14 protein-coding genes are annotated in these 14,071 nt (G+C 66.8%); 9 read left to right on the plus strand and 5 right to left on the minus strand.

The features are described from left to right. The first annotated feature begins 203 nt into the window (after nucleotides 1-203). Nucleotides 204-1,394: an acyl-CoA dehydrogenase family protein gene (locus tag AC1DDH_RS14705; protein WP_476887210.1), complete on the plus strand. Its 1,191-nt coding sequence runs from the start codon at nucleotides 204-206 to the stop codon at nucleotides 1,392-1,394. A gap of 145 nt (nucleotides 1,395-1,539) precedes the next feature. Here the strand turns inward: AC1DDH_RS14705 and AC1DDH_RS14710 are convergent, their stop codons facing one another. Then, on the minus strand, nucleotides 1,540-2,235 hold the full coding sequence (locus tag AC1DDH_RS14710; RefSeq protein ID WP_476887211.1) for a M23 family metallopeptidase: 696 nt from the start codon (nucleotides 2,233-2,235) through the stop codon (nucleotides 1,540-1,542). A 476-nt stretch (nucleotides 2,236-2,711) separates the two neighbouring features. On the opposite strand from AC1DDH_RS14710, the gene rpsB reads away from it, so the two are divergent. The 6 genes from rpsB to AC1DDH_RS14740 all read left to right on the plus strand — a co-directional run bounded on the left by rpsB (nucleotide 2,712) and on the right by AC1DDH_RS14740 (nucleotide 7,763). Further along, nucleotides 2,712-3,611, plus strand: a complete 900-nt coding sequence (gene rpsB, locus AC1DDH_RS14715; protein WP_476849393.1) for a 30S ribosomal protein S2 — start codon at nucleotides 2,712-2,714, stop codon at nucleotides 3,609-3,611. 133 nt (nucleotides 3,612-3,744) lie between these two features. Further along, entirely contained in the window at nucleotides 3,745-4,581 is an 837-nt protein-coding gene (tsf, locus tag AC1DDH_RS14720; protein WP_476887212.1) for a translation elongation factor Ts, read from the plus strand. A 174-nt stretch (nucleotides 4,582-4,755) separates the two neighbouring features. Further along, entirely contained in the window at nucleotides 4,756-5,493 is a 738-nt protein-coding gene (gene pyrH, locus AC1DDH_RS14725) for a UMP kinase (protein WP_018774549.1), read from the plus strand. 134 nt (nucleotides 5,494-5,627) lie between these two features. Then, nucleotides 5,628-6,185 (plus strand): ribosome recycling factor, encoded by a 558-nt coding sequence (gene frr / locus AC1DDH_RS14730; protein WP_018774548.1) that lies wholly within the window; start codon nucleotides 5,628-5,630, stop codon nucleotides 6,183-6,185. After that, a complete protein-coding gene (locus AC1DDH_RS14735; RefSeq protein WP_079551459.1) occupies nucleotides 6,185-7,105 on the plus strand; it encodes a phosphatidate cytidylyltransferase in 921 nt (306 codons plus the stop codon). The genes frr and AC1DDH_RS14735 overlap by 1 nt, the downstream gene beginning before the upstream one ends. Before the next feature lie 31 nt (nucleotides 7,106-7,136). After that, a complete protein-coding gene (locus AC1DDH_RS14740; RefSeq protein WP_051082302.1) occupies nucleotides 7,137-7,763 on the plus strand; it encodes a DivIVA domain-containing protein in 627 nt (208 codons plus the stop codon). 28 nt (nucleotides 7,764-7,791) lie between these two features. On the opposite strand, the gene AC1DDH_RS14745 is transcribed toward AC1DDH_RS14740, so the two are convergent. The 4 genes from AC1DDH_RS14745 to AC1DDH_RS14760 all read right to left on the minus strand — a co-directional run bounded on the left by AC1DDH_RS14745 (nucleotide 7,792) and on the right by AC1DDH_RS14760 (nucleotide 11,747). Further along, nucleotides 7,792-9,258 carry a sodium/solute symporter gene (locus AC1DDH_RS14745; protein WP_476887213.1) on the minus strand — a complete coding sequence of 489 codons (1,467 nt, stop codon included), beginning with the start codon at nucleotides 9,256-9,258 and terminating at the stop codon, nucleotides 7,792-7,794. Between the two features lie 91 nt (nucleotides 9,259-9,349). Then, nucleotides 9,350-9,772 (minus strand): DUF485 domain-containing protein, encoded by a 423-nt coding sequence (locus AC1DDH_RS14750; RefSeq protein ID WP_230012025.1) that lies wholly within the window; start codon nucleotides 9,770-9,772, stop codon nucleotides 9,350-9,352. Next, nucleotides 9,769-10,488 (minus strand): LytR/AlgR family response regulator transcription factor, encoded by a 720-nt coding sequence (locus AC1DDH_RS14755; protein WP_476856476.1) that lies wholly within the window; start codon nucleotides 10,486-10,488, stop codon nucleotides 9,769-9,771. Before AC1DDH_RS14755 ends, AC1DDH_RS14750 begins: the two co-directional genes overlap by 4 nt. 41 nt (nucleotides 10,489-10,529) lie before the next feature. Beyond that, the gene (locus AC1DDH_RS14760; protein ID WP_476856475.1) at nucleotides 10,530-11,747 is read right to left on the minus strand and encodes a sensor histidine kinase; all 1,218 of its coding nucleotides are present in this window, start codon (nucleotides 11,745-11,747) and stop codon (nucleotides 10,530-10,532) included. 260 nt (nucleotides 11,748-12,007) lie between these two features. Here AC1DDH_RS14760 and AC1DDH_RS14765 point away from each other — a divergent pair, with 260 nt between their 5' ends. Both AC1DDH_RS14765 and AC1DDH_RS14770 read left to right on the plus strand, forming a co-directional pair. Further along, complete coding sequence (locus tag AC1DDH_RS14765) at nucleotides 12,008-12,388, plus strand: DUF485 domain-containing protein (protein ID WP_476856474.1); 381 nt, start codon at nucleotides 12,008-12,010, stop codon at nucleotides 12,386-12,388. Continuing rightward, nucleotides 12,385-14,001, plus strand: coding sequence for a solute symporter family protein (locus tag AC1DDH_RS14770; RefSeq protein ID WP_026266623.1), 1,617 nt, complete (start codon nucleotides 12,385-12,387; stop codon nucleotides 13,999-14,001). The genes AC1DDH_RS14765 and AC1DDH_RS14770 overlap by 4 nt, the downstream gene beginning before the upstream one ends. Nucleotides 14,002-14,071: the final 70 nt, after the last annotated feature.

Below are 14,071 nucleotides of genomic sequence, written 5' to 3' on the forward strand. Positions count from 1 at the left end.
TGCGGCGGCCCCCTCTTCCGGGGTCCGCAACCACGGGAGCCGTGGCTGACGTCCGACGTCGGCCGCGGCTCCCTTTTTGTCGGGTTTTCGTTGGGCCGGCACTTGCAGGCGTCCCGACACTGAGATAAGTTACTGATCAGTAACATATTGCCGGCGCGAAGCCCGCGCCCTTTTGGTCCCCGCTGATCGAGTGAAGGAACACCATGTCCAAAGCTGCCATCGACATCCACAACCTGCCCTACGCCGATGGCGATTTCTTTGCGTTCGAGCAGCTGCTCAGCGCCAAGGAGCAGGACAGGCTGGCCGAAGTCCGCGAGTTCCTCACCCGCGAAGTCCGGCCGATCGCCGTCGATTGCTGGAATCGCGCGGAGTTCCCCATGGAGTTGATCCCGAAGCTCGCCGAAATCGACCTGGTCAGCCCCGTCCGGAGGCAGGGCTACTCGAACCTCTTCGCAGGCATCCTGCACGCGGAGGCCACCCGCGCCGACACGTCGATCGCGACGTTCATGGGCGTCCACGACGGGCTCTTCACGGGCTCCATCGAAGCCCTTGCCTCCCAGGAGCAGCAGGACGCGTGGCTTCCCGAGATCTACTCGCTCAAGAAGATCGGCGCCTTCGGCCTCACCGAACCCCTGGGCGGCTCCGACGTCGCCGGCGGTACGCGCACCACGGCACGGCGCGACGGCGATAACTGGATCCTCAATGGAGCCAAGCGCTGGATCGGCAACGCGACTTTCTCCGACTGGGTGGTCATCTACGCCCGCGATGTCGAAGACAACCAGGTCAAAGGGTTCCTCGTGGACACCAAGACGGAGGGGTACAGTGCCGTGAAAATCGAGAACAAGATCTCGCTGCGCACGGTGCAGAACGCTGACATCACGTTGGACAACGTTGTGGTGCCGGAGTTCTTCAAGCTCGCCAACGCCAACAGCTTCCGCGACACCAACAAGGTCCTGAAAGTCACCCGCCTGGCCGTGGCCTGGCAAGCGGTGGGCCAGCAGCTCGCGGCCTTCGACGTCGCCCGGCGCTACGCCGTGGAACGCAGCCAGTTCGGCCGTCCGATTGCCTCCTTCCAACTGATCCAGCACCAGCTCGTGCAGATCCTCGGCAATGCGGTCAGCTCCATGGGCATGATGGTGAGGCTTTCCCAGCTGGAGGACGCGGGGGAGGCGAAGGACGAGCAGTCCGCGCTGGCCAAGGCCTTCACCACCGCGCGGATGCGCGAAAGCGTGGCCCTGGGCCGGAGCATCCTCGGCGGGAACGGGATCGTGACGGACTTCGAGATGGCCAAAGTCTTTGCGGACGCCGAAGCCATCTACTCCTATGAGGGCACGCACGAAATCAACACCCTCGTCACCGGCCGGGCTATCACGGGCATTTCAGCGATCGTCTGACGGGCGCCAAACGGGCGCCAAACTGTCGCCGCGGCTGCCCGCGGGCGTCAATGGACGATCCGCGCATCAAAGCCAAACGGTCGCCGCGGCTGCCCGCGGGCGTCAATGGACGATCCGCGCATCAAAGACGGCGCCAAATGCTGCATCACGGACCCGGATTCAGGGGCGGGAGCAGAACCGACGGCCGAAGGTCCATCACGAAAGCCAGCGGGTTGACGTAGTCTTCGCCGCGGCGGACGCCCCAGTGGAGGCAGGGCGGGGCCGGGCCGCAGTGGCCGGTCTGCACCTGCCCCAGGACATCGCCCTCCGCCACGGCGGACCCTGCCCTCAGTGAACTCGCCACCGGCTCGAAACTGCTGCGCAGCCCGTTGCCGTGATCGATCGTGATGACCGGCCGGTCCACCACCGTCCCGACAAAGCTCACCGTCCCGGCGGCGGGCGACTTGAGGGGGGCGCCATCGAAGGCCGCCTCAAGATCGACGCCGCGGTGACCGCTGAGCCACGGCTTGGCCGGGGGATCGAAGGCGCGGAGCACCGCCGGCCGCGGGCTCAGCGGCCAGCTCCAGGCAGGCGCAGGGACCGGCCCCGCCCTCGGGGAGCCCCGGCCGGAGGAAATCGCAGCCCGGGCGGCAATGGCGGAGTAGCCGGCATCTGTGGGGCCGGAGCGGGCGGCGGCGTAGCCGGCGTCTGTAGCGTCGGCGTCGGCGGCGGAGACATGGGCAGCGGCGGAGACATCGGCGTCGACGGTGATGGGGGGAGGTGCCAGGAACGTGGCCAGGAACAATGCCGCCAGGAGCTGTGCTGCCAGGAGCAATGCCCGCAGGCCAAGTGGGAGCTTCATGGCCCCAGCCTGTCAAGGCAGCACCCCGGGCGGAATCTCCCGCCATGGCTATGTGGATAAGGTGCCCGCCGGCCCCCGCCAAAGCCCCCGAACCCCGCACCGCTGCCGTGGCAAAACCGTCCTCCTGGGCGGGGTCGCTGTAGTACACTTGGTGGAGCAGTTTGCTGTGCCCTCACGCTTGTAAGTCGCGATATTCGTGATTGCCGAAGCCGGCACGCCTCATTCAGGGGTGCGGGGGAGCAGCAGCTGACTACGCGTATCCAGCCCTCCTCAAAAGAAGCCTGAAACTTCCGGTGCGGAGGACTGCGCCTCCTGCGGTCCGTTCCACATGGCATGTCCATATGGCGCGGATGGGAAGTGCAGTGGATGCCAGGAGCAACGCCCGCCCCGGGCGAATGCTAAACAACCGTCAACTATTGGCAGGGTAAGAGGGCCATGGGCTCTCTCATGAATGACCTGCCGGAAGGAGCGTCGGCATGCCCGTCGTAACTATGCGCCAGCTGCTTGACAGCGGCGTCCACTTTGGACACCAGACCCGCCGTTGGAACCCGAAGATGAAGCGCTTCATCTTCACGGAGCGCAACGGTATCTACATCATTGACCTGCAGCAGTCGCTGTCCTACATCGACCGTGCCTACGAGTTCGTGAAGGCCACCGTTGCACACGGCGGCACCGTTCTCTTCGTCGGCACCAAGAAGCAGGCGCAGGAATCCATCGCCGAGCAGGCCACCCGCGTTGGCCAGCCGTACGTCAACCAGCGTTGGCTCGGCGGTATGCTGACCAACTTCCAGACGGTCTCCAAGCGCATCCAGCGCATGAAGGAACTCGAAGAGATCGACTTCGACGACGTCGCCGGTTCGGCTTACACCAAGAAGGAACTGCTGCTCCTTCGCCGCGAACTCACCAAGCTGGAAACCAACCTCGGTGGTATCCGCAACCTGACCAAGGCGCCGTCCGCGCTGTGGATCGTCGACACCAAGAAGGAACACCTTGCTGTCGACGAGGCCAAGAAGCTGAACATCCCGGTTGTGGCCATCCTGGACACCAACTGCGATCCCGACGAAGTCGACTTCCCGATCCCGGGTAACGACGACGCCATCCGCTCCGTCAACCTGCTGACCCGCGTTGTCGCCGACGCCGTTGCTGAGGGCCTCATCGCCCGTAACCAGCGCGCCACCGGCACCACGGAAGCTCCGGAAGAGCCGCTGGCCGAGTGGGAGCGCGAGCTCCTCGAAGGCAACAAGGCTGAAGCTGCTGCAGCGCCCGCCGCTGAGGCTGCACCGGCTGCTGACGAAGCACCGGCCGCCGAAGCTGCTCCGGCCGCTGAGGACGCACCGGCTGCTGAAGAAGCACCGGCCGCCGACGAAGCCAAGTAGTCAGACAAGTAAATCTGGATCTCCCCACATGCGCTCAGCTGCATAGGGGGTACCGACAGGATGGCCGCTCACTCGGTGAGCAGCCGTCCTGTCGGTCCGTACACCACATAAATTTCTAGACAGAGGGGTTCACATGGCGAACTACACTGCCGCTGATATCAAGGCTCTGCGCGAGCGCACTGGCGCCGGCATGATGGATGTCAAGAAGGCTCTTGACGAAGCCAACGGTGACGCCGAGAAGGCCATCGAAATCATCCGCATCAAGGGCCTGAAGGGCGCCACCAAGCGCGAAGGCCGCTCCACCGCCGAAGGCCTGGTTGCCGCCAAGGTCGCCAACGGCGTCGGCGTGATGATCGAAGTCAACTGCGAGACCGACTTCGTCGCGAAGGCTGACAAGTTCATCCAGCTGGCCGACAAGGTCCTGGCTGTGGCCGTCGAGTCCGGCGCTGCCGACCTCGAGACCCTGCTCGCCACCGAGGTCGACGGCAAGCCGCTGTCCGAGGTCGTCATCGAAGAGGGCGCCGTTCTGGGCGAGAAGGTTGTTGTCCGCCGCATCTCCCGCATCGAGGGCGCCACGGTCGACGCTTACCTGCACAAGACCTCCAAGGACCTCCCGGCCCAGGTCGGCGTGCTGTTCGCTGTTGACGGCGAAGGCGAAGCGGCTGCCACCGCAGCCCACGACGTCGCCGTTCACGTCGCCGCCATGGCTCCGAACTACCTCACCCGTGGGGACGTTCCGGCCGAGCTCGTCGAGTCCGAGCGCCGCATCGCCGAGGAAACGGCCAAGGCCGAGGGCAAGCCCGAAGCCGCGATGACCAAGATCGTCGAAGGCCGCGTTACCGGCTTCTACAAGGGCGAGGTCCTCGTTGACCAGGCATTCGCCAAGGATGCCAAGAAGTCTGTCGCACAGGTCCTCGAAGAAGCCGGCGTCAAGGCAACTGCCTTCACGCGCTTCCGCGTCGGTTCCTAGTCAGACTGGCCAGACACCAGTCAGGCACTAGCCAGACACGCTAAGGGGGTGGTCACCACGGTGGCCACCCCTTTTGCATGCACCCGTGAGGCACCGTTTCCGGTCACGGCCGGAATGCCTCCTTGGGCGCCCAGCACGATAACCTAACTCAGAGTTCACCAACGGGAAGGCACCATGGAAACCGTCACCACTTCAGCCCAGCCAAAGAAGAACAGGCGCCGCGTCCTCTTGAAGCTCTCCGGCGAGGTCTTCGGCGGTGGGAAACTGGGCGTCGACCCGGATACCGTCCGCGGCGTGGCCAAGCAGATCGCCGCCGCAGTTCCCGATGTGGAGGTCGCAATCGTCGTCGGCGGAGGCAACTTCTTCCGCGGCGCCGAACTGTCCCAGAGCGGCATGGACCGCTCCCGCGCCGACTATATGGGCATGCTCGGAACCGTCATGAACTGCCTCGCGCTCCAGGACTTCCTTGAGCAGGCCGGGGTGGAAACGCGCGTGCAGAGCGCCATCACCATGGGCCAGGTCGCCGAGGCCTACATCCCCCGCCGCGCCATCCGCCACATGGAAAAGGGCCGGGTTGTCATCTTCGGCGCCGGCGCCGGCCTGCCGTACTTCTCCACGGACACGGTGGCCGCCCAGCGCGCCATGGAGGTCCACGCCGACGTCGTCCTGATGGCCAAGAGCGGCGTCGACGGCGTCTACACCGCCGACCCGAAGAAGGACCCGACGGCGGAGAAACTGCACCGCCTCAGCTACGACGACGCCCTCCGCCGCGACATCCGCGTGATGGACCAGACCGCGATGACCATGTGCAAGGACAACAACCTCACAATGGTGGTCTTCGGCATGGAAGGCGAGGGCAACGTCACCCGCGCCATCCGGGGCGAAGACCTGGGCACCGTCGTCACCCCCTAGCAACGGCTAGGATGTTTTCAGGACCTTTCCGCCGCCAGGCGGAAGACAAAAGCGCCCGGCGGAATACGGCAGGCGCACAAAGAAGACGTGCCGCGCCCCGGCCCCCGGGACGCACCAATTTCTGAGGAGAGACCGTGATCGAAGAAACCTTGCTCGAAGCCGGGGACAAGATGGACAAGGCAGTTGAGGTAGCCAAGGAAGACTTCGCCTCGATCCGGACCGGCCGCGCGACGCCTGGCCTGTACAACAAGGTCATCGTCGAGTACTACGGCACGCCGACGCCGCTGCAGCAGCTGGCCTCCTTTGCGGTCCCGGATGCCCGCACCATCCTCGTCACCCCGTACGACAAGACGGCCCTGCGCGACATCGAACGTGCCCTCAGCGACTCCGAGGTCGGCGCCAACCCGTCCAACGACGGCAACGTCATCCGGATCACCATTCCCGAGCTGACGTCCGAACGGCGTAAGGAATACGTCAAGATCGTCAAGTCCAAGGGTGAGGACGCGAAGGTGTCCATCCGCAACATCCGCCGTAAAGCGAAGGAAACGCTGGACAAGCTCGTCAAGGACGGCGACGCCGGCGAAGACGAAGGCGCGCGCGGTGAGAAGGAACTCGACGCCATGACCAAGGCACACGTGGACGGGATCGACGAGCTGCTCAAGCGCAAGGAAGCTGAGCTGCTCGAGGTCTGATGAATCAGGCACAGGAGGCCTCCGGGCCGCGCGCCCGGAGGCGGGGGAAGCAGCGCGAGAACCCAACGCCCAAAGCGGGCCGGAACCTGCCCGCCGCCACGGTGGTGGGCGTAGGCATGCTGGTATGCGTCCTCGGCGGCCTGCTGTTCCTCCCGCTGGGCTTCGTCCTGGTGACCGCCACCTTTGCGATCTTCGGCGTCTGGGAGATCTTCCGTGCGCTGGAGGCCGCAGGCACCCGCCTGCCGATCGTGCCGGTGATGGTCGGCACGGTCGCCATGCCGATCGCCGCCTACTTCGGCGGCCTCGAAAGCCTGCTCTTCGCCATGCTCGTCAGCAGCGTGGCGGTGCTGTTGTGGCGGACCCTGGAGGGCGCCGCCGGTTCGGCGCGGAGCATTTTCGCAGGGGTCTTCACCCTGTCCTGGGTGCCGTTCCTGATCAGCTTTGCGGCGCTGCTGCTGCACACCGCCGACGGCGAGACGCCGGTAGGCCTGTGGCCTGACGGGGTGATTCCGGCGGGTGCGTGGGAAATCGCGACCCTGCTGCTTTTGGTGGTGGCCAACGACACCTTCGGTTACCTCGTGGGCGCCTCCCTGGGTAAGCATCCGATGGCCCCCAAGATCAGCCCCAAGAAGACCTGGGAAGGCTTCGCCGGCTCGATCGCCGGGGCCGTCGTCGTGGGCGTGCTCGCCATGATCTTCGTGCTGGGCGAACCGTGGTGGTTCGGCGTCGTGCTCGCCGTGGGCATGGTGGCAGCCGCCACCGCCGGCGACCTCGCCGAATCCATGGTCAAGCGCGAGCTCGGCATCAAGGACATGAGCAGCATCCTCCCCGGACACGGAGGCGTCATGGACCGGCTGGACTCGATTGTCTTCGCCTCGCCGGTGGCGTTCATCCTGTTCTCGGCCCTCACCGCCGCCTAGAAGCACCGGACCAGCACTTCCGGCGCCTAGAATGGTGCCGAGCAAACCAGCCGAACGGCATCAAAGGAACAAAGTAACAGTGGACATTCAACGGCAGATTCCTGCGTCTTTTGACCGCGTGCAGCGGAACCAGTATGGCTACAACGCCAGGCAGGTCGACGATTTCCTGCAGCGCGCACGGGTGTCATTCGAAGCTCCGTCCTCGGCCTCCCGCGCCATCAAGAGCTCGGACGTCCGCGCCGTGTCCTTCGATCCCGTGAAGGGCGGCTACGCCGCCGCCGGCGTGGACGCCGCGCTGGACCGGCTCGAAGACGCCCTCGCCAGGCGCGAGCGCGATGAGCTCGTTGCCGAACGCGGCGAGGATGCCTGGCTGCGCGAAATCGGCCGGCTCGCGGGCGTCCTGCGCGGGCGCCTGCACCGCCCGGACGGCCAGCGCTTCCGGCGCCCGTCCAAGCCCAAGGCCCGCAGCTACAACACCACCGACGTCGACGACCTCTGCCACGAGCTGATCGGCTACCTCGAGGAGGACCAGCCGCTGAGCGTGGACAACGTCCGGCGCGCCGTGTTCCGTCCCGCCGTGGGCCGGGAGGGCTACGAGGAAAGCCAGGTCGACGCATTCCTGGAGCGCGCCGTCGAGCTCATGGCGGCCATCGACTAGTCACGCCCCGCCCGGAGCCCCGCCAGGGTCACCGTTCCGTCGCGAGCGGCCGTTCCGGGGTGTGCAGCCGGGTCATCAGCCGTGTCATTGTCCGCGGCACCCGGCCCCGCGTGGCCCGCGACACCAGGATCGTGACGGCGAACGCGGCCGGCACCGTCCATGCGGCCGGTTGCGCCAGCCACGACGGCGTCTGCGCAGCACCCAGCACCGAGCCGGCCACCATCGCGCTGCCGCAGAGCACGCCGCCGGTCGCCATGCCCGCGATAGCCCCGGCGTCCGTCAGTCCCCGCCACCAAATGCCCAGCAGCAGGACAGGGCAGATCGTGGACGCGGTAAAGGCAAACACGAGCCCCACGCTGCCGGCCAGTGCCAGCGACTCGGTCATCGACGCGATTCCCAGAGGCACCAGCGCCGAGATCAGCGCTGCCAGCCGGAAGCCCCGCACGCTGCCGCCGAACACGTCCTGGCTGATAACGCCGGCCAGAGAGACCACCAGGCCCGACGTCGTCGACAGGAACGCCCCAAACGCCCCCGCCACCACCAGCGCAGAGAGCAGGTCGCCGGCCGCCCCGCCCACCAGGCGGCCAGGCAGCAGCAGCACCAGGGCATCGGCCGGCCCGCTTTGGGCGAGGTCGGGGGCGTAGGCCCGGCCGATCATGCCGTAGGCCGTGGGGAACAGATAGAAGACCGAGAGCAGGCCCAGGACAATCAGGGTGGTGCGGCGGGCCGACTGTCCGTCCGGATTTGTGTAGAACCGGACCAGCACGTGCGGCAGGCCGAGGGTTCCGAAGAGCAGGGCCACGAGCAGCGAAATGACCTGATAGGGGCCCGAGGGTGCCAGCGCCGTCGGATTCACCGCGGGGGCTGCCTCCGCCGGGGAGCTGTTGCCGCCCAGCACCAGCAGCATGAACACGATGGGCACCGCCACCGCCGTCAGTTTCAGCCAGTACTGGAACGCCTGGACAAACGTGATGGAGCGCATCCCGCCCGCCACCACGGTGATGCAGACGACGGCGACCACCGCCACCGGGCCTACCCACGCCGGCAGCCCGGTGGTGATCCGGATGGCCAGGGCGGCGCCGTGGAGTTGCGGGACGATGTAGAGCCAGCCGACCAGGACCACCACCAGGCTTGTGACGCGGCGGACGGCACGCGAATCGAGGCGCGCCTCGGTGAAGTCAGGGATCGTGTAGGCGCCCGAGCGGCGCAGGGGAGCGGCGACGAACAAGAGCAGCATCAGGTATCCGGCCGTGTACCCCACCGGATACCACAGGGCGTCGGTACCGGAGAGCAGGATGAGCCCGGCGACCCCCAGGAAGCTCGCAGCCGAGAGGTACTCCCCGCCGATTGCTGAGGCGTTCCACCACGGCTTGACCGTCCGGGATGCCACGTAGAAGTCCCCGGTGGTGCGCGAGATCCGTAACCCGTAGAAACCAATCACAGCCGTGGCGAGGGAGACGGCGGCGAACGCCGCGACGCCGACGACGGGGTTCACCGGCCGTTCACCCGGCCGCGTGGGTGGCCGCCCACCGGGCCCCGTACGTGGCCGCCCGCTGGGCCGTTCACGTGGGTCCTCACCTGTTCGGTCATTTGTCGCCGGCGAGGTCCCGGTAGCGGGCCTCGTTCCTGGCCGCGGTCCGCACGTACAGCCAGGCACTGAGGCCGATCACGGGATAGATCCCGGCCCCCAGCAGGACCCAGTCGAAGGGAAGGCCGGCAATCGTGGAGTCCGCCAGGCCGGGGACCAGCCCCAGCATCAGCGGGAAGGCGAGCATGATCAGCAGGAATCCCAGGGCCACCACGAGGCCCAGCCGGAGCTGGGACCGGATGAGCGAACGGACGAACAACTGCCCGGCGTCGGTCTCCTCCTCCGCTTCGCGGGAGGCTGCCGCGGAGCGCCCGCCGTTCAGGGCGGCGCTGTTTGCTGCGGTGCTGTTTGGTGCGGTGCCGTTTGGTGTGGCGCTGTTTGGTGTGACGCTGCGCGGCGCCGTGACCCGGACCCTTGTCATGCCTGCGGCCGGATACGGGTTGCGCCGAGCTTTTCCCGGACAGCAGGCAGGTGCCGGCGGCTGATAGGCAGTTCAGCTCCAGCCACGGTGACGCTGGGCCGCGCTGCGGCGAGCTTCAAGTGGCTGACGTGGCTCAGCGCGATCAGGTAGGAGCGGTGGATGCGGACGAATCCGGCGTCGGCCCACTGCTGTTCGAGGTCCGCCAGCGGAACCCTGATGAGGTAGCTGGCATCGGCGGTGTGCAGCCGGGCGTAATCACCCTGCGCCTGGACGTAGGTCACGTCCTCGCGACGGATCATTTTGGTGGTCCCGCCCAGGTCCACGGTGATCATTTCGGGTGCAGGGGCACCATCCTTGAGCAGTTCGCTGATGCGTCCGATCGACTTTGCCAGCCTTTCGGCCCGCACGGGCTTGAGGAGGTAGTCCACGGCCGCGAGCTCGAAGGCCTCCAGCGCGCAGTCCTCGTCGGCAGTGACGAAAACGACGGCGGGCGGGCGGGCGCTGCGGGAGATGGCCCGCGCAATGTCCAGCCCGGACAGCGCCGGCATGTGGATGTCGAGGAAAACGGCGTCGACGTCTTCGGCCTCGAGGGCACGCAGGGCCTCGGCGCCCGAGGAAGCCCGGTGGATGGCGCCGATCCGGTCATCCCGGCCGAGCAGGAAGGCCAGTTCCTCAACGGCGGGGAGCTCGTCGTCGGCGACGAGGACGTTAATCATGGCTCTAGCGTACTGCCGCAGGCATTCTTGCCCCACCGGAATCAGGCATCGTGCCGGGGCTGGGACTTGGGGACGCGCATCGTGATCAGGGTGCCTTCGCCGGGCGCGGTCTCGATCACGAGGCCGTTGTCGTCGCCGTACACCTGGCGCAGGCGGGCGTCGACGTTGCGCAGCCCGACGTGGTCGCCGTCGCTGTGCCCGGCAAGGACAGCGCGCAGCTGGTCGGGGTCCATGCCCACGCCGTCGTCCTCGATCGTCACTTCCGCGAAGGCACCGGAGTCATTCGCAGTGATGGAGATGTGGCCCGGGCCCTCCTTGGCCTCCAGCCCGTGCCGGACCGCGTTTTCCACGAGCGGCTGCAGGCTCAGGAAGGGGATCACGGTGCTGAGCACCTCGGGAGCGATCCGCAGGCTGACCTGGACGCGGTCCCCGAACCGGGCCCGCTCCAGGAGCAGGTAGCGGTCGATGCAGCGCAGTTCCTCGGCCAGGGTGGTGAAGTCGCCGTGGCGGCGGAAGGAGTAGCGGGTGAAATCGGCGAACTCCACCACGAGCTCGCGCGCCCGGACCGGATCCGTGTTGATGAAGGATGCGATCGCGTTGAGCGAGTTGTAGATGAAGTGCGGACTGATCTGGGCGCGGAGGGCGCGGACCTCGGCTTCCATCAGGAGCGTGCGGGAGGCGTCGAGCTCGGCCAGTTCCACCTGCGTGGCCACCCAGTCAGCCACCTCCCCGGTGGCGCGGACCAGTCCCGCCCCGGCGGCCGGCGCGAAGGCGGCCACCACACCCACCACACGCGTGCCGGTTTTGATCGGGGCGATCACGACGGCGCGCTCCACCTCCGGCGCCAGCGTCATGCCGCCGACGCCAGCGGCCAGGAGCTGGAGTTCGCCCGCCGGAATGACGGCGAGGTGGCCGCCGTCGAACACTTTTGACGCGAGCCCCATCAGGGCAGGCTTGAGCTCCTCGGCGGCGCCGTCCCACGCGAGCACGCCGGTTGTGTCGGTGATGGCGAGGGCATCGCAGCCCAGGATGCTGCGCAGTTGCCGGCTGGCCTTGGCCGCACCGGCAGGGTTCAGGCCGGTCCGCAGGTACTGGCCGGCCCGGGACGCGGCGTGGAGCGTCGTGTAAGTGGCGCGCTCGGCATCGGTGCCGAGGTCGCGGAAGGAGCGGAGGACCTGGAGCCCGACGGCGACGACCACCGTGATCGCCATGGCGATCACCGCGACGGCGGCGGCGGTGAACAGGGGAGAGTCCGGCATGATGCCCAGCCTACCGCCGGTGCCGGGGCTGACGGCTCTGGCACGTGCCCGGACACCGATGGCCGCGAAACAGGTGTATCGGGCGCCGTTTGGCGCAGCGCCGGGACCGCTGAGCGACGCAGGCTGCCCCGGCTGTGGTAGGTAGCCCACGTCACGGTGCACAGTGATTGCAGTCACATCGGCAGGATGGGTTGCAGGGTGCTTCCCGCGCAGACCACGGCAACCGGTGTGGACTCACCAGTCTCAATGAGGAGGAACCGATGGGTCACGACGCCCAAGAAACGGACGCTGCGGCGGCCGTGGACTTCAAGGAAGTCCAGTCGACGGAGCAGTTCCAGGAACTGCGCACCCGTCACCGCAGCTTTGTCTTCCCGCTCTCCATTGCCTTTCTGCTCTGGTACTTCGCCTATGTCCTGCTGGCCGACTACGCGGTCGGATTCATGTCGATCAAGCTTTGGGGCAACATCAACGTCGGCCTGATCCTGGGCCTGCTGCAGTTCGTCTCCACGTTCGCGATCACCGGCTGGTACGTCAGCTACTCGAACCGCAAGCTGGACCCCATTGCCTCCGCGATCCGCCAGGAAATCGAGGGGCACGAATTCGACAAGCACGGCAACCCGGTTGGGGGGACAGCAAAATGACACTCATGGTTCCCGCAGTAAACGTTGCAGATCTCAAAGACACCACCCTGCTGAACATGGGCATCTTCGCCCTCTTCGTCGCGATCACCATGGTCATCGTGATCAGGGCCAGCCGCAACAACAAGACGGCAGCCGACTACTACGCCGCCGGACGTTCCTTCACAGGCCCGCAGAACGGCACCGCCATCGCCGGCGACTACCTCTCCGCAGCGTCCTTCCTCGGCATCACCGGAGCCATCGCCATCAACGGCTACGACGGCTTCATGTACTCCATCGGCTTCCTCGTCGCCTGGCTCGTCGCCTTGCTGCTTGTCGCCGAACTGCTCCGCAACACCGGCAAGTTCACCATGGCCGATGTCCTCTCCTTCCGGCTCAAGCAGCGCCCCGTGCGCATCGCGGCAGCCATCTCCACGCTGGCCGTCTGCTTCTTCTACCTGCTGGCCCAGATGGCTGGTGCCGGCAGCCTCATCTCGCTGCTCCTGGGCATCAGCGACTGGGGCGGACAAGCCCTGGTGATCATCGTCGTCGGCGCCCTGATGATCATGTACGTCCTGATCGGCGGCATGAAGGGCACCACCTGGGTGCAGATCATCAAGGCCATGCTCCTGATCGCCGGAGCGGCCGTCATGACCTTCTGGGTCCTCGCGATCTACGGCTTCAACCTCTCCGACCTGCTGGGCGGCGCGGTGGAAACCTCGGGCAACCCGAACCTGCTCAACCCGGGACTGCAGTACGGCAAGACGGAGACCTCCAAGGTCGACTTCCTGTCCCTCGGCCTGGCCCTGGTGCTCGGCACCGCAGCCCTGCCGCACGTGCTGATGCGTTTCTACACGGTTCCGACCGCAAAGGAAGCCCGAAAGTCGGTGGTGTGGTCCATCTGGCTCATCGGCATCTTCTACCTGTTCACCCTGGTCCTGGGCTACGGCGCGGCTGCGCTGGTGGGTGCCGACACCATCAAGGCAGCCCCGGGCGGCGTCAATTCGGCCGCGCCGCTGCTCGCCTTCCACCTCGGCGGTCCGCTGCTCCTGGGCTTCATCTCGGCGGTGGCCTTCGCGACCATCCTGGCCGTCGTCGCCGGCCTGACGATCACCGCGGCGGCATCCTTCGCCCACGACATCTACGCCAGCGTCATCGCCAAGGGGAAGGCCGACGCCGCCACCGAGGTCAAGGTTGCCCGCCGCACCGTGGTGGTGATCGGGCTGCTGGCCATCGCCGGCGGCATCTTCGCCAACGGACAAAATGTCGCGTTCCTCGTCGCGCTCGCCTTCGCCGTGGCTGCCTCCGCCAACCTTCCGACCATCCTCTACTCGCTGTTCTGGCGCCGGTTCACCACCCAGGGAGCCCTGTGGAGCATGTACGGCGGATTGTCCGCGGCCATCATCCTGATTGCGCTCTCCCCGGTGGTCTCCGGGGCCAAGACGTCGATGATCCCCGGCGCCAACTTCGCCATCTTCCCGCTGAGCAACCCGGGCATCGTCTCCATCCCGCTCGCGTTCTTCCTGGGCTGGCTGGGCACCGTCCTGGACAAGCGGAAGGAAGACGCCACAAAGCAGGCCGAAATGGAGGTCCGTTCCCTGACCGGGGTGGGCGCCGAAAAGGCTACCAACCACTAGGAAGGCTGCACCAGCAGAGAAGCTCCCGTGCAGCAGCACGGGAGCTTCTCTGTGGATGGGCGCTTCGACA

It is taken from the genome of Arthrobacter sp. 10T425, from assembly GCF_056393985.1.

Bases quoted from the DNA above. Each gene is read 5' to 3' on its own strand.
- AC1DDH_RS14770 (WP_026266623.1), top strand. From the start codon at position 12,385: ATGACACTCATGGTTCCCGCAGTAAACGTTGCAGATCTCAAAGACACC.
- AC1DDH_RS14750 (WP_230012025.1), bottom strand. From the start codon at position 9,772: ATGACAAGGGTCCGGGTCACGGCGCCGCGCAGCGTCACACCAAACAGC.
- tsf (WP_476887212.1), top strand. From the start codon at position 3,745: ATGGCGAACTACACTGCCGCTGATATCAAGGCTCTGCGCGAGCGCACT.
- AC1DDH_RS14760 (WP_476856475.1), bottom strand. From the start codon at position 11,747: ATGCCGGACTCTCCCCTGTTCACCGCCGCCGCCGTCGCGGTGATCGCC.
- rpsB (WP_476849393.1), top strand. From the start codon at position 2,712: ATGCCCGTCGTAACTATGCGCCAGCTGCTTGACAGCGGCGTCCACTTT.
- pyrH (WP_018774549.1), top strand. From the start codon at position 4,756: ATGGAAACCGTCACCACTTCAGCCCAGCCAAAGAAGAACAGGCGCCGC.
- AC1DDH_RS14740 (WP_051082302.1), top strand. From the start codon at position 7,137: ATGGTGCCGAGCAAACCAGCCGAACGGCATCAAAGGAACAAAGTAACA.
- AC1DDH_RS14710 (WP_476887211.1), bottom strand. From the start codon at position 2,235: ATGAAGCTCCCACTTGGCCTGCGGGCATTGCTCCTGGCAGCACAGCTC.
- AC1DDH_RS14735 (WP_079551459.1), top strand. From the start codon at position 6,185: ATGAATCAGGCACAGGAGGCCTCCGGGCCGCGCGCCCGGAGGCGGGGG.
- AC1DDH_RS14765 (WP_476856474.1), top strand. From the start codon at position 12,008: ATGGGTCACGACGCCCAAGAAACGGACGCTGCGGCGGCCGTGGACTTC.
- AC1DDH_RS14755 (WP_476856476.1), bottom strand. From the start codon at position 10,488: ATGATTAACGTCCTCGTCGCCGACGACGAGCTCCCCGCCGTTGAGGAA.
- AC1DDH_RS14705 (WP_476887210.1), top strand. From the start codon at position 204: ATGTCCAAAGCTGCCATCGACATCCACAACCTGCCCTACGCCGATGGC.